15 protein-coding genes are annotated in these 21,007 nt (G+C 35.7%); 2 read left to right on the top strand and 13 right to left on the bottom strand.

Annotated elements, in window-relative coordinates; translation table 11 throughout:
• Positions 1 to 22: 22 nt before the first annotated feature.
• Positions 23 to 940, top strand: coding sequence for a T9SS type A sorting domain-containing protein (locus ACFSQ0_RS05605; protein ID WP_379045343.1), 918 nt, complete (start codon positions 23 to 25; stop codon positions 938 to 940).
• 194 nt (positions 941 to 1,134) lie between these two features.
• A complete protein-coding gene (locus ACFSQ0_RS05600) occupies positions 1,135 to 4,824 on the top strand; it encodes a T9SS type A sorting domain-containing protein (RefSeq protein ID WP_379045340.1) in 3,690 nt (1,229 codons plus the stop codon).
• 67 nt (positions 4,825 to 4,891) lie between these two features.
• Here the strand turns inward: ACFSQ0_RS05600 and ACFSQ0_RS05595 are convergent, their stop codons facing one another.
• The 13 genes from ACFSQ0_RS05595 to purB all read right to left on the bottom strand — a co-directional run bounded on the left by ACFSQ0_RS05595 (position 4,892) and on the right by purB (position 20,873).
• A complete protein-coding gene (locus ACFSQ0_RS05595) occupies positions 4,892 to 5,365 on the bottom strand; it encodes a YciI family protein (protein ID WP_379045337.1) in 474 nt (157 codons plus the stop codon).
• Positions 5,366 to 5,522: 157 nt separating this feature from the next.
• Positions 5,523 to 7,649 carry a methylmalonyl-CoA mutase gene (scpA, locus tag ACFSQ0_RS05590; RefSeq protein WP_379045334.1) on the bottom strand — a complete coding sequence of 709 codons (2,127 nt, stop codon included), beginning with the start codon at positions 7,647 to 7,649 and terminating at the stop codon, positions 5,523 to 5,525.
• A 16-nt stretch (positions 7,650 to 7,665) separates the two neighbouring features.
• Positions 7,666 to 9,048 (bottom strand): methylmalonyl-CoA mutase subunit beta, encoded by a 1,383-nt coding sequence (locus ACFSQ0_RS05585; RefSeq protein ID WP_379045331.1) that lies wholly within the window; start codon positions 9,046 to 9,048, stop codon positions 7,666 to 7,668.
• Positions 9,035 to 9,358: an FtsB family cell division protein gene (locus ACFSQ0_RS05580; protein ID WP_379045328.1), complete on the bottom strand. Its 324-nt coding sequence runs from the start codon at positions 9,356 to 9,358 to the stop codon at positions 9,035 to 9,037. The genes ACFSQ0_RS05585 and ACFSQ0_RS05580 overlap by 14 nt, the downstream gene beginning before the upstream one ends.
• A gap of 91 nt (positions 9,359 to 9,449) precedes the next feature.
• Entirely contained in the window at positions 9,450 to 10,058 is a 609-nt protein-coding gene (gene udk / locus ACFSQ0_RS05575; protein WP_379045325.1) for a uridine kinase, read from the bottom strand.
• A 53-nt stretch (positions 10,059 to 10,111) separates the two neighbouring features.
• Positions 10,112 to 10,252, bottom strand: coding sequence for a hypothetical protein (locus ACFSQ0_RS05570; RefSeq protein ID WP_379045323.1), 141 nt, complete (start codon positions 10,250 to 10,252; stop codon positions 10,112 to 10,114).
• 11 nt (positions 10,253 to 10,263) lie between these two features.
• Entirely contained in the window at positions 10,264 to 11,424 is a 1,161-nt protein-coding gene (locus ACFSQ0_RS05565) for an efflux RND transporter periplasmic adaptor subunit (RefSeq protein WP_379045320.1), read from the bottom strand.
• A 2-nt stretch (positions 11,425 to 11,426) separates the two neighbouring features.
• Positions 11,427 to 15,755, bottom strand: a complete 4,329-nt coding sequence (locus ACFSQ0_RS05560; protein WP_379045317.1) for a CusA/CzcA family heavy metal efflux RND transporter — start codon at positions 15,753 to 15,755, stop codon at positions 11,427 to 11,429.
• 73 nt (positions 15,756 to 15,828) lie between these two features.
• Positions 15,829 to 16,182, bottom strand: a complete 354-nt coding sequence (locus tag ACFSQ0_RS05555; protein ID WP_379045315.1) for a DUF6660 family protein — start codon at positions 16,180 to 16,182, stop codon at positions 15,829 to 15,831.
• 39 nt (positions 16,183 to 16,221) lie between these two features.
• The gene (locus ACFSQ0_RS05550; RefSeq protein ID WP_379045312.1) at positions 16,222 to 16,833 is read right to left on the bottom strand and encodes an HD domain-containing protein; all 612 of its coding nucleotides are present in this window, start codon (positions 16,831 to 16,833) and stop codon (positions 16,222 to 16,224) included.
• A gap of 74 nt (positions 16,834 to 16,907) precedes the next feature.
• Complete coding sequence (locus tag ACFSQ0_RS05545) at positions 16,908 to 18,113, bottom strand: hypothetical protein (protein WP_379045309.1); 1,206 nt, start codon at positions 18,111 to 18,113, stop codon at positions 16,908 to 16,910.
• Positions 18,114 to 18,920: 807 nt separating this feature from the next.
• Complete coding sequence (locus tag ACFSQ0_RS05540) at positions 18,921 to 19,451, bottom strand: hypothetical protein (protein WP_379045306.1); 531 nt, start codon at positions 19,449 to 19,451, stop codon at positions 18,921 to 18,923.
• 87 nt (positions 19,452 to 19,538) lie between these two features.
• On the bottom strand, positions 19,539 to 20,873 hold the full coding sequence (gene purB, locus ACFSQ0_RS05535) for an adenylosuccinate lyase (protein ID WP_379045303.1): 1,335 nt from the start codon (positions 20,871 to 20,873) through the stop codon (positions 19,539 to 19,541).
• Positions 20,874 to 21,007 lie beyond the last annotated feature (134 nt).

The raw sequence follows: 21,007 nt of genomic DNA, 5'->3' as shown, positions 1-21,007 counted from the left end.
GTCGGTTCTTAAAATAATAGATATGAAAAAAATTTACTTAAGCGTGTTACTTTTCGTAGCAACTTTAAACTTGTTTGCTCAGCAAACAAACATTTCTTTTGAAACCGCAGAAGGATTTCAATTAGGGAACTTACATGGTCAAAATGCCTGGGAAGTTTCTGAGGGCAGCAACGGGGTTTTGCAAAGCCAGATAATTTCTGACGAACAAGCAAGCCAAGGGAGTTATTCTTTTAAAAATGCCTATGATTCAGGTTTTAACTCGCAATGGCTACCTATTTTTGGTGCGGCGAAGACTTTTATTACTCCCAAATCTTTTCAAGATTTTACATTTTCTTATGATATCTTCATCACCGATACCTTAGGCTCAGATTTTGAATTCACCCTTTACGGAATTGATGCGAATGATACCTTTGTACCTGTGGCAGGAATAGGTATGGAAAATCGTGGAATGGTGTATATTATTATCGATGAAAATTATTCTTCAGATTATACTTCTGCTAGCTGGGTGCCCCAAAGCTGGGTAAATGTTCGTATAGAAGTAAGTGCTTCTGCAGTAAAGTACTATTTAGATAATACTTTAATTTACACCGCCAATAATTTTTCTCAATTAAATATTGAAGGTTTTAATATGTTGCATAATAATTATGGAGAGGATGCCTATTACGATAATATATCTTATTACAATGGGAGTCTTTCTGCAAATCAGATGGAGTTAGTCGAGGTAAAACTGTATCCAAATCCTGCGGTGAACGAATTAAAAATTCAAACGCCCAAAGGAATAGCGATTAGAACGCTTGAAATTTTTGATTTATCTGGTAAACAAATCCTACATTCAAACGAATCAATAGAGGTAGATATTTCAAGTCTTTCTCAAGGGACTTATTTTGTAAAAATCAATACCAATAGAGGTTCTATCAGTAAAAAAATCATTAAAAAATAAACACTTAACACCAATACACCCCAAATTGTTTTTATGATTTGGGGTTTTTTATATCACTTAGTTAATTTACTATTCGTTTAAATTTTTAGGTTTTATAATTGAATAGATTAATGTTTTGTAGCGTTTTGTTCAAATTAAATTAACATTTAAGCAAAATAATTTGTATATTTTTAGTTTCTTAAATATTTCATATTATGTTTGCTTCATTCAGCGGTTATCCAGCCTATTTTTCTATTGTTGTTTTTTTTATTTTAACTTTTTCACTAAATGCCCAAAATCAGATTTATCTGCAAGATTTTGAAACCAATGCGGGGTATAGCACCAGTATCCCCGAGTTTACAGATAATAGTGAAGATTATTTTATCCGCACCGACGGCACAGATATAAACCCGAGCTATTTAGGTAAGTTAGGTGATTTCTTTTTTGCCGCGCAAGATATTGATGGAGAGGGAGCTTCGGCTCAACAAAGCATAATGCTTTCAAATATCAATATCGCCTACTATTCCAATTTAGAATTTCGAGTTTACTTGGCAGAAGAGGATGCTACTGACGGCGATGAAGATTGGGACTCGTCTGATTATGTGCATATTTCTTATGAGGTTGATAATAGCGGTAGCTATACTCCTTTGCTGCATATAGAGTCTAGAGGGGGTAGTACAAATACAGAACCAGCTATAGATACCAATTTTGATGGGGTAGGAGATGGCATTGCATTGAGTCCTAGTTTTCAACAATTTGTGAGAAGCATTCCTGCAACAGGACAATCCTTAAACTTAAAAATTGAATTCAATTTAGACAGTGGAGATGAAGATATTGCTATAGATCATATAGAAATATACGGCACACCCACTATTAATGGTGATGCCACTACAGAAGTTTACTCTCCTATTAGTCAGGTAACAGGAACTAATATCGATGCTTTAGACGCTACACTTTCTGGTAATGCAGAGGAGGTTTTCGGATTTATTATAGAAGATCAAGGCAGTGGCGATAATTTACCTACTTATGTAAATCAATTGCGCTTTGTGCCCGCTGCTGGTAATACGGCTTTGTGGGAAGACCATCTAGCAGATTTTACTTTGATCGATGAGAATTTAAACTCCTATGCTATTAATCAAATCAATGTTAGCAATCAAGAAATCATTTTAGAATTTAATCCGCCTATTAGCGTAGGTGATGGTGCGTCTTTAGAATTTTTGATGGGTGTTTATTTAAAAGATCAAAATATCGTAGACGGAGCCGATCTTCAATTTAAGATTCCAGCCACAAATCACGGATTTACAGCTGCAAACAATGGTTCAACTTTTTCAGATCCACTATTGCTGGGAGACATTACGAGTAATGTTTTTAGTATTGAGGTCCATGCCAGCGAATTACGCTTTATGCAACAGCCTAGTGATGTTTTTGTAAATCAAGTTATGAGTCCACCTGTGCAGGTCATTGCTGCCGATGCCAACGGAAATATAGACACCGATTATAACCTCAGTGTTAACCTCACCTCAACAGGTAGTTTAGCAGGTAGTCCTGTTACCGAAACCGCGGTAAATGGGATGGTATCATTTGCCAATATATCGCATACTCAAAGTGGTAAAGGATTACAATTAAGCGTTGACGATGGTATGTTTCCCGTGCAAAATAGCTTGAGCTTTTTTGTATTTACTGCTGCGGTTGCTCCTACTCCTGGAACGGTCTACATAACCGAAATAAGCGATGCGAATAATTATCAAAATGAATTTATCGAGATTTTTAATGCCTCAGACCAAATTATTGAAATGAAAGACATAAAATTGGTAATGGACAATAATAAGGTTTGGCGGGTAGGCGACTTGGCGGTAGGATCTAATGCTAATACGTACATTCATCCAAATGGTTTTATGCTAATTTCACGCGGAGCCACACAAGCAGCCTTTGAACAAGAATTTGGGGCAATCAATGCCAATACTCAGTTTATTGCTGGTAGTCAAAATATGTATTTTGGAACAGGTAAAGCAAGAAGGTGGCGTATGTTCATTGGCGGTACAGTGAATACCGCAGATGGCAGCTTGTTAGATGATACGCAAAACGACATTGCAGTAGAAGATAAGCGAAATTACCAAAATATACTTACCAACGAATTTATTGAAACCGATAGTGCCCAAGCAAATCCTGGCGAGCTAGACTACTTGTTATTCATGAACGATGAGTGGGTAAATCAATTGGCGCCAGATGTTACCACTACTAAAGATATACTTATTGGTGATGATTGGATGAGTAAAAATGATTTTAGTGGTAAGAACCTATTTATTGCTCCAAATAAAAAACTAATCAATCACCATTATTTACAATTGAGCGGTAACAAAATGCAAATAGACGGTGAATTAATTTTTGGAAGCAAAAGCCCCGCCCAAATGGGTACTTTAGGACCCATTCCAAATACTATGAATATACAGGGAGAAGTTGAGGTAGAAAGAATTATCCCTCCAAAGAGAGCGTACAGATTGTTAAGTAGTTCGGTAACCAGCGCTAGAACTATTCACGAACAATGGCAAGAAGGGGCAAACAACACAGATTATTCCAATTTTTTAAATCCTAATCCGGGTTACGGCACACATATTACGGGTTCAACTACTGGTCAAAACGGTTTTGATGCCACGCCTTCGGGTAACCCTTCTTTATGGCGCTTTGATAATGCGAACCAACAGTGGTATGCCGTTAGCAGCACTTTGAATACTTCTTTGCAAGCAGGAACTCCTTATCGTTTAATGGTACGTGGTAGTCGAGACATAAATGTGACCCAAAACGCAAGTCAGCCAGACACCACGCGGCTGCGTATGCGTGGTAATTTGACTCAAGCTGGCAATTTTGAAGTGCCTAGCAGTGAGTTAAACGCAACACCCGGCGCGTTTAATTTTGTCGGTAATCCGTATCAAGCACAAGTTGACTTAAATCAGGTTCTTTCGCGATCTGTAGACATTAATCCGAACCAATATTATATTTGGGATCCTAATAAAAATGTACGGGGTGGTTTTGTTGTGGTAGATTTACCTTCAGGTACCAATTCAGACGGCTCAGAAGCAAATGCTAATATTCAGGTAAATCAAGCATTTTTTGTGCGTACAGGAGGAGCGAACCCAAAAATAATTTTTAATCAAGCGGATAAAGTAAATCAAAATTTCACACAGGTTTTTAGATCGAATAAACCGCAAGATTTGGCTTTAATCGGTCAATTGTATGCCAATGAGGCTTCTAATATGCAATTAACCGATAGTTTTATTATACGCTTTGATGCTGCTTACACCAATCAAGTGAATGATGCAGATGCTGCTAAAATGGGGAATCTAGATGAGAATATTGCAATAATCAATCAAAACAATTACTTAAGTATAGAACGAAGGGAAATGCCAGTGAAAGGAGACACTTTAGACCTCTTTGTAAATAATTACCGATTTAATAATTACCGACTTAATTTTGATCTACCAGCATTTGGTGGTATTAGTGTATTTTTATTAGATCGATACCTAAACCAAGAGACTCCTCTTACGAAAGGGGCAAATCAAGTAGATTTCACGGTAGATGAAGATATACCGCAGAGTATTGCTGCCAATCGGTTTGCTTTGTTGTTCAAGCAAAAAAACTTAGCTAACCCAATATTAAAAAAGTCTAGTTGGCTTGTTTACCCTAATCCCTTTACGGATTATTTTCAGGTCAAGGCTGAATCTCTTATCGGTCAAAATCTAAGCATATCGATTTATAATCAATTGGGTATGCGAATTAAGGATTTAAAACTTGATTCTTTTAGCGGAGAGGAATCGATTTATGCTTTGAAAGGCTTACCAAACGGATTTTATTATATTCAGCTTCAAGCTGATGATATTATATTTACTCAGAAACTTATAAAGAAATGATGAGCGAACAATAAAGCAAAAAACAATCCCGAATATGCTGAGTGTATTTGGGATTGTTTTTTAAATACTAAGGCTTTTTCTTCCAAATTTTATCAGATACGGGTAAGTAAGCTGGCAAGGCGGCAGAACCGTACCACGGATAAACCTCATAAGCCAAAAAATTATTTTTAATTGCTTGATCAGTAGCTAAGATGGCTTCTAGTTTTTCTTGACTTTCTACCCCTTGAAAAATGAAAATACCGCGATAATTCTTTTGATTGGTTCCTAATGGGCCAGCTACCACCAACTTGCCATTTTCAACTAATCGCTTAATATTATCTAAGTGACCGCGCATACTTTTGGCCAATAATTCTTGGTTTTGACTTTTATTTTCACCGGTTTTTAAAATTACTAGAAAGTAAGACTTCATTCCGTAATCATCGGCTTCATACTTTTGAGCTAAAGAATCATCAAAATTGGGATTGGCAATTTTTTCTTGTGCAATAGCGTGGAGGCTGCACATTAAAAATACAGCAAAAACAAGCGTCTTAGTAGTCTTCATAGGCATTGATTTAATAAAAATAATTAAAATTAGAAATCCTATGGCCTTGCGTTAGGGATTGTCGTGAAAATACTTTGAGGTGTTTTTACACCTCAAAGATTGTAACAAAAGCCCGACCCTTTAGGGTAACGCCCTAAAAAGGATGACTAAACTAATTTTACTCTTCATCGATAAGAATTTCTAATATTTGAATAGCTGCATCGCTAATTTTTGTTCCGGGCCCAAAAACGGCAACGGCACCAGCATTGAATAAATATTCATAATCGGCAGAAGGGATCACCCCACCAACAATAACCATAATATCTTCTCGTCCCAAGACCTTTAACTCTTCGATAACTTGAGGAACCAGAGTTTTATGTCCGGCCGCCAAAGACGACACACCCAAAACGTGCACATCATTTTCTACGGCTTGCTTTGCTGCTTCTTGCGGGGTTTGAAAAAGAGGACCGATGTCTACATCAAATCCTACATCGGCGTATCCTGTGGCTACTACTTTTGCGCCACGGTCATGCCCATCTTGCCCCATCTTGGCTATCATAATTCTAGGTCTTCTACCTTCAAGTGTAGCGAATTGATTAGCCATTTCTCTCGCTTTCTTAAAGCTTTCGTCGTCTTTTATTTCTTTGCTATACACGCCGCTAAATGATTTTATTTGTGCTTTATGTCTTCCGTAAACTTTTTCGAGTGCTAGACTAATTTCGCCAATGCTAGCTCTGTTTCTTGCCGCATCTACCGCTAGGGCCAGTAAATTTTCTTTGCCCGTTTTTGCGGCTTGAGTTAATTTTTCTAAACTCTCTTGTACTTTATTTTCATTACGATTTTTGCGTAATGATTCTAGGCGTTTGATTTGTTGTTTACGCACACTTTGGTTGTCTACCTCAAGGGTTACAATTGGGTCTTCTTGTTCTAGTCGGTATTGATTGGTGCCTACAATAATATCTTGCCCACTATCAATTCTAGCCTGTTTACGTGCAGCAGCCTCTTCAATACGCATTTTAGGAATACCTTTTTCAATGGCTTTGGTCATTCCTCCCAATTCTTCTACTTCTTGAATGAGTTCCCAAGCTTTATGGGCGATGTCATTTGTTAGGCTTTCTACGTAATAGCTTCCTGCCCAAGGATCTACTGTTTTGGTGATTTGTGTTTCTTCTTGTAGGTATAATTGTGTGTTACGGGCGATGCGTGCCGAAAAATCGGTTGGTAGCGCAATGGCTTCGTCTAGTGCATTGGTATGCAAACTTTGAGTACCGCCAAAGGCTGCTGCGGCAGCTTCAATACAGGTTCTCGCCACATTATTAAAGGGGTCTTGCTCAGTAAGCGACCATCCGCTAGTTTGGCAGTGTGTACGTAGAGACAGCGATTTTGGATTTTTAGGGTTAAATTGTTTTACAAGTTTTGCCCATAGCATTCTAGCTGCTCTCATTTTGGCTATTTCCATAAAATGGTTCATACCTATCGCCCAGAAAAAGGATAAACGCGGAGCAAAACTATCAATATCCATTCCTGCTTCTAATCCTTTACGGATATATTCTAGACCATCGGCTAGGGTATAAGCCAACTCGATATCACAAGTAGCGCCTGCTTCTTGCATGTGGTAGCCAGATATACTAATACTGTTAAAACGAGGCATATTTTGCGAGGTGTATTCGAAAATATCGGCAATGATTTTCATCGAAGGACTAGGTGGATATATATAGGTATTACGCACCATAAATTCTTTTAAAATATCATTTTGAATGGTACCTGCTAATTGCTCAGGTGCTACGCCTTGTTCTTCTGCAGCGACAATATAGAAAGCCATGATAGGCAGTACGGCACCATTCATGGTCATTGAAACCGACATTTTATCTAATGGAATCTGGTCGAAGAGTATTTTCATGTCTTCGACCGAATCAATAGCAACCCCAGCTTTTCCTACGTCTCCAACCACGCGGTCGTGATCGGAGTCATAGCCTCGGTGAGTGGGTAAATCGAAGGCAACCGATAGTCCTTTTTGACCAGCCGCTAGGTTACGTCTATAAAAGGCGTTACTTTCTTCGGCAGTTGAAAATCCTGCGTATTGTCTAATGGTCCACGGCCTTTTTACATACATCGTACTGTAAGGACCTCTTAGATAAGGCGGTATTCCTGCTGCATAGTTGAGGTGCTTAAAACTGGCAATATCTTGTGGACTGTATACTTTTTTTATTGTTATTTTTTCGGCGGTGAGAAAAGTTTCGTTTGTATCTGTAGCCTTTCCCGATTGCTTTTTAATTTGAATATGTTGTAAATCTTTTCTTTTCATAATCTTGATGGCTGCTTTATTCGTTAGTTAAACGCTCATTTTCTATTCCTTCGGCAAGGCGTTTTTGAATAATCGGTTTGATTAAGGTTTTGCGAGGAAATTTCTCTAGAAAAGGTGTTTTTTCAAGTTCATTCTTCATTTTATCATCAAGATTCAAATACTTGTTTGTTCCCACTAGTATTTTTTCTTTTTGTTCAAAAGATTTTAATTCTTCTTGTGCAACCTCTTCTATTTTACGTTGTATGGTTCCATCCGTTAAGGCGGTTATAAAACCACCAGCTTGTTCTATAGATTTAAAAATACTTAACGCTTTTTCGGATATTTGCTGGGTTAGGCTTTCAAGGTAATAACTGCCATCTACAGGATTACTCACTTTATCAAAATAACTTTCATTTTTTAAAACCAGCAACTGGTTACGAGCAATACGTCGGCCAAAATTGTTATCGTGGTGAAAAACGGAGTCATAGGCTGTATTTGCTACCCAATTTGCACCACCTAAGATAGCACTCATGCCTTCTGTTGTGGTGCGCAACATATTTACATTATAATCATATAAAGTTTTATTTCTTAAACTAGGGAATGCTAAGATTTCTATGTCTTGCGGTATTTCGTAGGCTTCGGCAATCTCGCTGTATATGATTCGTAAAGCCTTTAATTTGGCGATTTCTGCAAAATAATTTCCACCTATGCTTACATGGAATAGGGGTTTAAAATTTTTCGATTTTTCTGGAAAATGAACACTTAAATGATTTAAGTATTCGTTTACGTGAGCCATCGCATAAGCAACCTGTTGTATATGATTGGTCCCGGCATTTTCATAGATCTCTGTACGAATACTTAGGAATATAGGGAAAGTACCTTGCGCCTTAATCAACCAGTTTAAATCTTCAAAATCTTTTCTTAGGTTTTGATGCCAATTTCCTGTGCTAGCTAAATGACCGATACAGTCTATCCCTATAGAAAACTGGTGATTCTTGCCGGATAGGAACTCTATTAAAGTATTAATTTCTTCTTCCTTTTGATATTCAAAATCTAGATAAACCGGAATGTTTTTAGAGTAAAGAGCCTCGACAAAAGCGATAGGGTTAGGGCTATTTTGTTTAAACTTGAGCCAAAGTGCTTGTGTTCCCTTTTCTAGAACTTCAAGAACATCATCTATATTTGTATTTGCACTAATTTCGAAAGACTCTGTAATTAACCAATTTTTTGGAGATTTTGGCATATAGCCAATTTCAGTCTCTTCTTGGTGATAAAATGGTTTTATATCAATTCCGTTTCTATCTTGAAAAATTAAGTTGTTATAATCTTCCCCTTTAAGATCGGCTTGTATTTTTGTTTTCCACTCTTTTGCCGAAACCGAATTAAAATCCGCTAAAAGCGTTGTATTATTCTTGCTCATGTTTTGTTTTATATTCTATGATATACACCTCTTCATTTTCTTTTTTCATAAAATAAGTTTCGCGTGCGAAGCGTTCTAACTCCTCTGGTTTAGCGAGTTTCCTTAAAATGCTGGTGTCTTTTTTAATTTCTTCTACATAAAAAGCCTTGTTCTCTTCTAATTCGTGAATTTCTTCATTTAGTTCTTGATGAACCAACCAAGAATTGCTGTCTAAAAAAAGCATCCAGATCCCGAATAACAATAGCAGGAGCACATATTTATTGCTCAAGAATTTAAACCAAGGATTTTGAAATAAGGCTTTTAATCGCATAGTACGAAGATACAAAATATTCGATTGCTTAGTTAGTGTCTTGACTTTGAAAAAAAATCCTTACCAACAGAATTGAGTAAGGATTTTTAGACTAAGCTAATTTTTCTTTTATGATAGTTTGCACTATATCTACCGCGACTGTATTGTAGCGGTTGTAAGGTATAATTATATCGGCAAATTCTTTGGTAGGTTCAATGAATTGTTGGTGCATGGGTTTTAAGGTAGTTTGGTACCGATTTAAAACCTCGTCAAGATCTCTGCCTCTTTCATTCATGTCGCGCTTTAAGCGTCTTATTAATCGCTCATCGCTATCAGCGTGCACATAAATCTTAATATCACACATTTTGCGTAACTTCGGGTTGGTTAGAATTAAAATACCTTCTACAATCATTACCTTTTTAGGGTGAGTTAAAATGGTTTCTCCTGTGCGGTTATGCTCTTTGAAACTGTAGATGGGTTGATCTATTGCTTCTCCCTTTTTTAAGGCTTTTAGGTGGTTAACCAATAAATCAAAATCGATTGATTGTGGGTGGTCAAAATTGATTTGTGTACGTTCTTCATAACTGAGTTCACTGGTGTCTCTATAGTAAGAGTCTTGTGAGATTACAGCCACCTCATCGTGTTTCAATTCATCTACAATGGTATTTACTACTGTTGTTTTACCACCGCCAGTACCACCAGCAATTCCAATTATTAGCATCTAATTAATTTTTAGGCAAAATTAAGAAATAATTATGCTTTTTATAAAGCCGCTTACTCATTATCTTGTTCTAATTCTCTTTTTTTATCTGATTTTTTAGGTGACATTTTGATAATTAGCCAAATAAAGCCCACGATAAAATGTAAAACTACAATGGCTGCTACCCAAAATGTAAAAGTGTCTGAATTTCTCATATGAATGGATACTAGTGACTGTGATCGGCTTCTCCTTTTTTAGATTCAGCCAAGATATAATAAGCGTTGTTCATAGCATAAAGCGCTTGTTCTGGCTGTTCATCTAAAAATTTTACTGCAGTATGGCTGCCATCGTTGGTTTGAGGAATTACCGATATAGGCTCAAAGCTATAATTCTCTTTGTTAGGATTTACCGCGAAAACATAAGTTTTTGTACCCTCTTGTACAATGGCTTCATTGGGAAAAGCCCACTGCATGGTTTCTTCTAGATAAATACGGCCTTCTAAATACATTCCCGGGATGAATTTAAAGTCACCTTCTTTAATTTCGGCATGAACGTGGATAGCATTGGCTTCTTTTTCAAGTGATTTTGAGGTGGCAAAGATAACCGCTTCGAATTCTTTTTCACTAGACCCGATTTTAAATTTGATTTTCTGGTTTTCTTCTACCAGATGGGCTTGGTCTTCATAAACCAAAAAATCGGCGTGAACGTGATGGTCATCAATTACCGTAAATAGAGTTGTTTGTGGGGCAACAAATTGTCCTGTCTTAACTTTAACTTTTTGTATAAACCCGTTAATGGGACTTTTAATAGCCACTTTATTTTGAACCGTTCCGTTTTTTAGGTTATTTACCGATATATTTAGCAGTCTTAATTTTTCTATTAAGCCTTTTATTAGACCGTTTTTAGCTCTAAAATCGGCTTCAGCTTTTTGAAAATTCATTCCCGATCCTACACCTGCCTCATATAATTTTTTTTGACGTTCATACTCTTTTTTCAAGTAAATCAGGTCGTTGTAGTTTTTCAAATAGGTAGTTTGCAATTCGATAATGTCGGGATGTTGCAAATAGGCTATAATTTCATTGGCTTTTACTTGTTGCCCTTCAATGACTAGAATATTTTGAACATTAGCTCCTATGGCGCTATTAACACTAGCTTCATTTTGTGGAGGAACTTCTAAGGTGCCGTTTACCGAGATGGTTTGGCCCATATTGCGCTTTTGCAAACGCTCTAATTTAAGATTTAATACTTCTGCCTGTTTTTTACTAAGAAAAATATCATCGTGGTGCTCGGCATCGGTTGCAATTACGTTTTTTTCTTGATTAGCTTTATCTTGTTTCTGGCAAGCGGTAAAGCTAAACAACAATAATGATAATAGTATATATTTCATGATTAATTAGGATTGTAATAATTAAGATTGTGAACAGCCATTAAATAAGCTTGTAAGCTTTGCAATGCATCTAGTTCGGTTTCGATTGCCTGTTTAACCAATTGAGTGAATTCAATATAGTTAATGGCTCCTTCTTTGAAAGCAAAAAGCGCGCCTTCTTTCTGTTTTTTAATCAAGTTTAAACCTGTTTTTTGATAACTTTCCCAGTTGCTTTTTGTTTGTAAATAGTTATTATAAGCTATTTTAAACTTAAGGTCTAGTTCTCGTTTTTTAAAATCGAGATTGTTTTTTTGTTTTTGATATGCAAGTTTAGCTTGATTTATGCGGCTTTTTAAGGTGCCATCTAAAATAGGAATATTTAAACCAATTTGATAGGCGGCAAAACCTTTTTGATTATTTACTTCTTGAAAAACATATTCTAAGTTAAAGCTAGGCAGGCGCTTACTTTTTTCTTTTTGCCACACTGCTTGAGCCAGGGCTGCATTTTTTTGACTGAGAATAAATTCTGGATGTTCTTTTTCCTCGAAGTTTTTTGTTGACCAATTCTCCATTGTACCTATTTGGTCTTTAACATCATAAATTGTATCGGTAAATAAAAATAGATTTAAGCCTAAAAGCTTGGTCTCTGCATTACTTTTCGCTTGGCGTAAGGCTATATTTTTTTGTAGGATTAGGTTTCTTGCAGCATCCCTTTGCATGGTGGATATTGCTTCAACTTCATATTGCATATTTATAGCACGTTCAAATTCTTGGTAGATACTGTCAAGAGCTAAATATACTTCAAGCGTTTTTTTGGCAATTAGTGCTTCTGTCCATTTTTCGCTTACGGTCTTTTTTAAATTTTCATAAGAAAGCTTTTTTAAACCTTGTGCCTGTTCTAGTTTTGCCTTGGCCCAAGCTGTTTTTCGGCCTATACCTAAAAGTTCAATGTTGTTTTGACTAATACCAATAAGATTATACACTCCGCGACCATCTTTAAGTTCTTCGGCTCCCGTGAATATTTGTGTATTTCCCCAGTTATAAGCTTCTGTTTTTGCTTGCAAACTCTGTTCTACAGTAAGCAAATCATTTTTTATTTGTGGGAAATTGGTTGTTGCCGTATCAATTGCGGCTTTTAGGCTTAATGCTGGTAGATTATCAATGCTTTGCGCTTGTGTTGGTAGGCTTACTAATAGCAATGTTATTGTAGCAAAGGCCCATTTTTTACTAGTATTCTTATGTTTTCTTGTTTCAATCCATTGATACAAAATAGGTAAAATAAATAAGGTTAGTAAAGTTGCTGTTATAAGTCCACCTATGACCACCGTGGCTAGTGGCCGCTGCACTTCGGCACCTGCCGATGTAGATAGCGCCATAGGTAAAAAACCTAAAATATCGGTTAACGCGGTAAGCAAAATAGGACGTAAACGCTGCTTGGTTCCGGTTAGTATGCGCTCACGTAAGGGTAACTCTTTATTTTGCCTGAGCGCGTTAAAACTGCTAATTAAAACAAGTCCGTTTAAAACGGCCACCCCAAAAAGTACAATAAAACCAATTCCCGCCGATATACTAAAGGGCATCCCACGAAGAACTAGAGCAAACACACCACCGATGGCTGCCAAAGGAATAGCCATATAAATTATCAAGGTTTGCTTTACGGATTTTAGGGCGAAGTAAATGAGTATAAAAATAAGTAACAAAGCGAGTGGTACTAGGGTTTTAAGTTTCTTTGTTGCTCGTTCTAAGTTTTCAAAAGCTCCTCCATATTCTAAATAATACCCAGGTGGGAGTACTAGGTTTTTGTCTAAAATTTGTTGTATATCCTGTACTACCGAAGCCACATCTCGATCTCTAATATTTATACCCACATAGGTGCGCCGGTTGGTATTGTCTCTACTTATTTGCATAGGACCAGTTTCAAACTTAACCGCTGCAACTTCTCGTAAGGGTATTTGATTACCTGTAGGTAGTTTTATAAATAAATTCTCAAGACTTTCGGCATTAGCACGTTGATTTTCAGGAAGCCGCACTACTAAATCAAATTTTTTAATGCCTTCAAAAATTACCCCGGCTTTTTTTCCTGAGAAACTGGTAGTAATGAGGTTATTTACTTGTTCAATACTCAAGCCGTATTGTGCCAGTTTATTCCGCTTGTAATCGATAGTTATTTGAGGTAATCCAGTGGTCGCTTCAACCTTAGCTTCAGCTATTCCCGGCACGTTTTTTATGAGTTCATTTATTTCATCCGCTTTAAGCGCCAAAATATCTAAATCTTCACCAAAAATTTTAATGGCCACATCTTCTCGGACTCCTGTAAGCAACTCATTGAACCTCATTTCTATAGGCTGTGTAAACTCGTAGGAAATACCGGGTAGTTGATTAAGGTCTTCTTTTACAGCTGCTATAAAAGCCTTTTTATTGGGCACAGTAGTCCATTCAAGATCATTATGAAATATGATAAAAGTATCGGCGATATCCATAGGCATAGGATCTGTAGCTACCTCGGCTACACCAATACGACTGATTACAGATTTGACTTCTGGATATTTATCTAAGATTATTTTCTCTACCTGTGTGGTAGTGGCAACTGTTTCGCTAAGCGAACTTCCAGGTTTAAGTATGGTGTGAAAAGCAATATCACCTTCATCGAGTTGCGGAATAAATTCTGCTCCAATCTGCATAAAAGTATAGGTGGCAAGCACTAACAAAATTACGGCACTACCCACAAACCAGCGCCCCCAGTTTAAACTTTTACTAAGAGCTTTAGTGTAAGCCGATTCTAACTTTTTAATGCCTTGATTTATTTTTTTAAATCGTTTTTCTTTTGCCGGCTTTGCTTTAAGAAACAAGGCCGTCATCATAGGTACGTAAGTGAGGCAAAGAATCATAGCGCCCAGCATGGCAAAGATAAATGTTAAGGCCATGGGTTTAAACATCTTACCCTCAACACCCTCTAAGCTTAAGATAGGGATAAATACAATGATAATAATGAGCTGACCAAAAAAAGCGACATTCATCATTTTCTTAGAGGAGTTTGATATCAGCTTCTCTTTATTAGATTGCGTTATTTTTTTATGCTTTAATAAATAGGCGCTCAGGTAAAAAACACTACTTTCTACAATTATTACAGCGCCATCTACAATGATACCAAAGTCAATTGCTCCTAGGCTCATTAGATTGGCCCAAACTCCAAAGTAATGCATTAAAATAAATGCAAAAAGTAAAGATAATGGAATAGTAGAGGCAACAATGAGTCCTCCTCGCCAGTTTCCTAAAACCAAGACTAAGATAAAAATAACGATTAAGCCTCCTTCTAGTAAATTATTTTTTACGGTACTGGTAGTGCGTTCAATTAAATTGCTTCTATCTAAATAAGGCTCAATTTTAATGCCTTCTGGTAGGCTTTTCTCTATTTGTACCATTCTTTCTTTTACGTTTTGAATGACTTCATTAGAGTTAGCTCCTTTTAGCATCAAGATCATACCGCCAACCGTTTCGCCTTTACCATTTTTTGTAAGTGCTCCATAACGTAAATTGTGTCCTATTTTTACTTTAGCTACATCTTTAACGCGTACCGGTACACCTGATTTGGTGGTAATGAGTATTTGTTCTATATCTTTGACATTTTTAGCTAAGCCTTTGGCTCTAATAAAATTAGCTTGATGATTTTTTTCGATATAAGCACCTCCTGCATTTTGATTGTTTGATTTTAAACTGCGAAAAACATCAGCGATGGTCAAATCAAGAGCTTTTAATCGGCGCGGATGAACGGCTACTTCAAATTGCTTTTCTTTGCCACCAAATGCATTTACCTCTACAACACCAGGTACCAAGGCTAATTGCCTGCTTATTATCCAATCTTGAACAACTCTTAAATCGGTTAGGGTGTATTCATCTTTAAAGCTTTCGTCTACGGCTAATGTATATTGATAAATTTCTCCTAAACCTGTGGAAATTGGACTTAAATTAGGGTTGCCAAAGCCTTCTGGTATTTCTTCTCGTACCAATTCTAATTTTTCACTTACCAACTGCCTGGGGAGATAGGTTCCTAATTCATCTTTAAAAACAATGGTTACTACCGATAAGCCGAAACGAGAAATAGAGCGTACTTCCTCGACATCTGGAAGGTTACTCATGGCCAATTCTATAGGGTAGGTGACAAATTGCTCAACGTCTTCAGTGCTTAGATTTGGCGATTCGGTAATTACTTGAACTTGATTATTGGTAATATCTGGAGTGGCGTCTATGGGTACTTGGTTAACGCTATAAAACCCCAGTACTACCCAAATTAGTATGAATATTCCAATAAGCATTTTATGCTTGATTGAAAAATCAATAATGCGGTTAATCATATAATTAGGTATAAAAAATTAAACTTTAAGGCTTAGTTTGAAAGTAGCTAAACTTTTCTTTACGGATTAATTTTTAGACCTGCGGAGGTTGTAATAGGTTTAGTTGATAGTTTTCTAAGAATTGTTGGGTGAGTCTATGCTTTTGCTGTTTATTTTGCCTCACACTTAACTCATAATTAAAATTTTGCGTTTGAATGATGTGAATATGACAACAATGACATTGACAAAAAGGAGAGCAAAGATCAAGCTCGTGGTGATGCTCTGACTCATTGTGCTCTTGAGTAGCTTCAAGGACCAATAAATCAGTAGTCGTTTGTTCTATTAAATTTGAATTACTAAAGTTATCTTTGTTTTGTAGATTGTCACCACAAGGGACAAAATTGAGCCCCAATAGGTATACAGAAAAGATAAAAACGACTAACCTCATAAAACAAAATTACTTAAATTTTATGGGAATCTATATTACTTAAGCAATTTTCTGATTGTTGTTTTGGTCTAATAATTTTTTTATTTGTATCATATTTTTTTGTTTCTGAGGTTCTAAAAACTTTTTTCCGAAACTTGTAAAATAAGTATGATTTTCTAGAAAAGAGCAATTTAGCTCTAGCCATTCTTTGGTTGTGAAAGATAAATTGAGCTGGTTGTGCCACTCTAAACGCAAGCATTTATTCTTTTCTTGGAAAGCCGTTGATCCTAAATGTGCTAAATCTGCATCGCAAAGCACTTTTTCTAATTGGGTTTTTGGTAGTTGCGGCATTTTGGTTCCTAAGATGCAATTGGTTACTTTTTCAATTCTATCTTTAGGATAATTATTCCGATTCAAAAAACAGCAAGCTTTATGGGCGCTAAGCAACTCGTGGCCTTGGAAAACTTGGGTGTTTCCTGTATCATGAAAAAGCGCCGCCAGTAAGACGATTTCCAAATCATCTTGATTAAGTTTTTCATAGCTTCCAATTGCTTTTACATTGTTGTAGACATCTTGCGTGTGTTGGCAATTATGAAATGCTAGGAAATTACATCTACTTTCCCTTAAGATACGTAAACAATGATTTAAAGCTTTTTGTATAATAGCCGACATAAATTTAATTTTACTATGCTATATTTAGAACTATTATAAAGCTTATTTATTGTATTTTAAAACTAGGTATAATTTTAAGGTTGGTAATTTGATTGGTAGATACTTTCCAATGCACTTAAGGTTTCTACGTTTTGAGTTACAATATACTCACCTGGTTTAAGACCTTGTAAAACTTCATAATAAAGTTCGGAGTGTTTTTTTACTTTCACTTTACGCGATTCAAAAATAAGTTGTTTGGGGTAGGTTTTTACATAAAGAATTGGTTCTCCTTTTGTATTTGTTGTTAAAGCTTCTTGAGGAATTAAAATTTTATTTTTTTGCTTTTCGAATTCTTGCTTTGGTAGAAAAACGTTGAGTAATAAATCGTCTTCTACAGGAATATTCTTAAAATCAACCAGTATTTTAATAAATATTCCTTGTTGTTTCTTTACGATTGAAGCATGATACTCAAGGTAGGTTAGAGGAATATTATCATTAGTTATGGAAACGTAAATATTGTCCGTGAAGTTTTTTGCTAATTGCCAATTAGCTGGCAACTTAAACGTTATTTCTTTCAGCTTTTTATTACTAAATTCAAATAGTGGTAAATCCAGTTTCGATTCTCTCCTAATACTAGAGTCAACTAAGTTTATTTTACCGTAATCTGGCGCTTTAAATTCAATATGCGGTAAAAGTTTACCCGTTTTTTCAATTTTTTTAAGATCTTCTGTTTTTAATCCTACACGGTATAAATTATTTTTTAAAGAGATGAGATTATTAATCTCACTTGGAGATTTTAACGCTTTTAAATAAGCCAGTTGGTAGCCAATAAAGTTTTCAGGATAAAATTTTCCAATTACCTCTCCTGGTTGTACAATTGTTGAGGTATCTAATGCTGGGGTCAATTTAAAAAAACCTTTAGAAGGTCTAGGTTGACGATAATAAGTATGTTTAAACGATTTTGGTTTTATCTTAAGCTGATAATGATTAGATAAATCGGGTTGAATGCTTCTTATTTTTATCTCTGCACTAGAAAATAAACTAGTAGAAACAAGGAATTGTTCCGGTTTTATTTGAATTGAATTCCCTTGGTCTTTTATTATATCTTGCTTGCAAACCAAGCATTTATTTTGATTTCTTAAGTTTACGTGACTATGATTGATAATTTTCTTATCTAGAGAAATTTGTGTTGTGTTTCCAGTATAATAACTTTTGGGTTTAGGCATTTCTTTGTTGAAAACGATGTAGGCTAAATAACCTCCTGCTACCAATAAAATGACAAATAATATGGTGTTTTTCATAAAAGAATATTTCGATAGTTCAAAGGGCACACGAGTACTCCTTTGCTATTTTCTGTATATGTACTGAAACTTCTCACTATTATAACTAGCATACATTTTAATTAACTCCTGAAACTAGAAAATTAATTTACTGTTGCTAAGCTAGTGGTTATATTATACAAAATATTGCTGAGAGCTATCGTATTTTCAATCTCCAACGGCCTACTTAATTTTAACTAGTTTAATCCTATTCCGAGCTGATAGTTGTAATATTACCTATTAATTACGATCTTCAGCCAACTTAGTCTAGTTGCTTTTGTAAAAGTACAATTTCTTTTCGAATGTTGAAGAATAACAAATTAGCGAAATTCTACTTAAGGTACATTTATTTAAATACCTATTTAAAGCTGAGGGTTTGTTAGTAGAGACACGAAATGTTGACTTCAGTTTTTACTTTTATGATAGTGCATTTTAATCATCATTTTAAACTCCTTTTAATAATTAATAGGGTAGTAGGGTTTATTTACAAAGCACTAATTTTTAGGATTTAAGTAATTAAGAACCTTTAAATCTTATGAGTGTTAAAAATTTTGTAGATATACTCTTTTTAGTCCACTTATTCACCTTGCGTATTAAGTGCTCTATAGTCGGTGTTTAATTAGGTGCAGCATTAGAATACAAGCAATAAATGCGAATTTTCTTGATGATAGGCGAGAAAAAATAAGAATGTTGGATTTAAATCAAAAATACGGTTTACCCAATTATAAAAACAAGGTAAACCATATTTTTCTATAAGTGCAACTAGGGCTAAACTCGATTTATTTTGTCTTATTTTTTGAGAGTAGCCATCACGCTTCCACAACGAAGCATCTTATCGCCAAAATATGGATTAAGCACTTCTTCAGATTTAGAAAACCAAAAACCACCTCCATTATTAAATGCCATAGGGCAGTTGATTTTATAAATAGTACCAGAATTTAGTTGTTTATCGATCTCTTGTTCTAAAACAATAGATAATTTAAAAAAATGCTCACGCATAGCCTCTATATCGCTGGCATTACTTACAGCTTGGTATATTTCAAAAACCTCAGTGTCTTTATTGATGGCATTTTGGATATACTCTTCGGCTATCGCATTAGATTTTTCTGTGTGGCTAGCCACCAATTGTTCTTGCAGGGCCAAATAGTACTTAAAGTCTGTTTGGGTTTGATTGTCTTCAAAATCAACTATATTGGTCTCGTTATTCTTAGTGTTTACTTCAGTTTTTTCTGAACTTGTTCCTGTCTTTTTTGCATTTTCTTGGCAAGCTATTAAGCTCAATATGCAAACTAGATTAAGTAAAATATAGATTTTTCTCATGGTAAATGGATTGTTAAACATTTCAAAGCCTTTTTATTAGCTTTGAAACTGGGTTGTAAAAATAAAACGAAGTAGGTGTTTGACTCCTTAAATACCCGTGTAATTTTGTGGTGTTATTTGTTTGAGTTCATTTTTAACCTCATCTGTCACTTCTAAGGTCTCTATAAAAGCAGCAATACTCTCTGCATTTATTTTTTCATTGGTTCGAGTAAGTCCTTTTAAAGCCTCATAAGGAGAAGGATAAGCCTCTCTTCTTAATATGGTTTGAATAGCTTCGGCAACTACCGCCCAATTGCTCTCTAAATCTGCTTGTAGTTTTTCTTCATTTAAAAGTAACTTATTTAATCCTTTCAAGGTAGCTTTAAATGCGATTAAACTATGCCCCAAAGGCATACCAATTGCACGCAGTACAGTACTATCGGTAAGATCACGTTGCAATCTGCTTATGGGTAGTTTTGCCGCCAAGTGCTCATATAAAGCATTTGCAATCCCCAAATTACCTTCACTATTTTCAAAGTCAATAGGGTTTACTTTATGTGGCATTGCCGATGATCCAACTTCTCCTTTTTTTATTTTTTGTTTAAAATAATCCATAGAAACGTAGGTCCATATATCTCTATCTAAATCAATTAAAATTGTATTGATTCGTTTGAGAGCATCAAAACAAGCGGCTAGATAGTCGTAATGTTCAATTTGAGTTGTAGGAAAAGAATGTTTCATCCCTAAACCTTCGACAAAACTCTCCGCGAAATTTTTCCAGTCTACATTAGGGTAAGCAACGTGATGTGCATTAAAATTTCCGGTAGCCCCTCCAAATTTTGCTGCGGTTGGTAACGCTAATAAAAGCTTGCGCTGTTGATCAAGACGCTCTACAAATACAGCGATTTCCTTACCTAATCGAGTAGGAGAAGCAGGTTGACCGTGAGTTCTCGCCAACAGTGGAATCGCTTCCCATTCTTGTGCTAGTTGGTTTAATTTTTCAATAACCGCGTCTATTTCTGGAATATAGACTTGATCTAATGCATCTTTTAAACTTAGGGGCACAGCCGTATTGTTAATATCTTGAGAGGTAAGCCCAAAATGGATAAACTCTTTAGCTTCACTTAGTTTTAATTGATCAAATTTTTCTTTAATAAAATACTCAACGGCCTTAACATCGTGATTGGTAACTTTTTCTATATCTTTAACTGCCTGTGCATCATCACTGGTAAAGTTTTCATAAATTGTGCGTAATTTTGGAAACAAGTCAGCTTCAATATGACTCAGTTGAGGTAGGGGTATTTCGCATAAAGCGATAAAATATTCAATTTCAATTTTAACGCGATACTTAATCAAAGCCTCTTCGCTAAAAAAAGGTATCAATTCTTTTGTCTTTGAAGCGTACCTTCCGTCAATCGGACTTATGGCTTGTAGTGCATTCATAAAAATAGTTGTGTTGTTTTCAATAAGCAAACAAAGATAATTTCTTTTTTGTTAGCTTAAAATATATTAAGCCTAAATTGCCTTGGCTTTTTAGGAATTAAATCCGAAAAGGATAGCACTACAGTTATAACAAT

This window comes from Mesonia sediminis (assembly GCF_042684705.1).
GTDB classification, from domain to species: Bacteria; Bacteroidota; Bacteroidia; order Flavobacteriales; family Flavobacteriaceae; genus Mesonia; species Mesonia sediminis.
The sequence above is the reverse complement of the archived record's forward strand: the minus strand, read 5'-3'. Positions and strand labels throughout refer to the sequence as shown.

Excerpts from the sequence above, each read along its gene's own strand:
- ACFSQ0_RS05605 (WP_379045343.1), top strand. The coding sequence starts at position 23 with ATGAAAAAAATTTACTTAAGCGTGTTACTTTTCGTAGCAACTTTAAAC.
- ACFSQ0_RS05600 (WP_379045340.1), top strand. The coding sequence starts at position 1,135 with ATGTTTGCTTCATTCAGCGGTTATCCAGCCTATTTTTCTATTGTTGTT.
- ACFSQ0_RS05595 (WP_379045337.1), bottom strand. The coding sequence starts at position 5,365 with ATGAAGACTACTAAGACGCTTGTTTTTGCTGTATTTTTAATGTGCAGC.
- scpA (WP_379045334.1), bottom strand. The coding sequence starts at position 7,649 with ATGAAAAGAAAAGATTTACAACATATTCAAATTAAAAAGCAATCGGGA.
- ACFSQ0_RS05585 (WP_379045331.1), bottom strand. The coding sequence starts at position 9,048 with ATGAGCAAGAATAATACAACGCTTTTAGCGGATTTTAATTCGGTTTCG.
- ACFSQ0_RS05580 (WP_379045328.1), bottom strand. The coding sequence starts at position 9,358 with ATGCGATTAAAAGCCTTATTTCAAAATCCTTGGTTTAAATTCTTGAGC.
- udk (WP_379045325.1), bottom strand. The coding sequence starts at position 10,058 with ATGCTAATAATTGGAATTGCTGGTGGTACTGGCGGTGGTAAAACAACA.
- ACFSQ0_RS05570 (WP_379045323.1), bottom strand. The coding sequence starts at position 10,252 with ATGAGAAATTCAGACACTTTTACATTTTGGGTAGCAGCCATTGTAGTT.
- ACFSQ0_RS05565 (WP_379045320.1), bottom strand. The coding sequence starts at position 11,424 with ATGAAATATATACTATTATCATTATTGTTGTTTAGCTTTACCGCTTGC.
- ACFSQ0_RS05560 (WP_379045317.1), bottom strand. The coding sequence starts at position 15,755 with ATGATTAACCGCATTATTGATTTTTCAATCAAGCATAAAATGCTTATT.
- ACFSQ0_RS05555 (WP_379045315.1), bottom strand. The coding sequence starts at position 16,182 with ATGAGGTTAGTCGTTTTTATCTTTTCTGTATACCTATTGGGGCTCAAT.
- ACFSQ0_RS05550 (WP_379045312.1), bottom strand. The coding sequence starts at position 16,833 with ATGTCGGCTATTATACAAAAAGCTTTAAATCATTGTTTACGTATCTTA.
- ACFSQ0_RS05545 (WP_379045309.1), bottom strand. The coding sequence starts at position 18,113 with ATGAAAAACACCATATTATTTGTCATTTTATTGGTAGCAGGAGGTTAT.
- ACFSQ0_RS05540 (WP_379045306.1), bottom strand. The coding sequence starts at position 19,451 with ATGAGAAAAATCTATATTTTACTTAATCTAGTTTGCATATTGAGCTTA.
- purB (WP_379045303.1), bottom strand. The coding sequence starts at position 20,873 with ATGAATGCACTACAAGCCATAAGTCCGATTGACGGAAGGTACGCTTCA.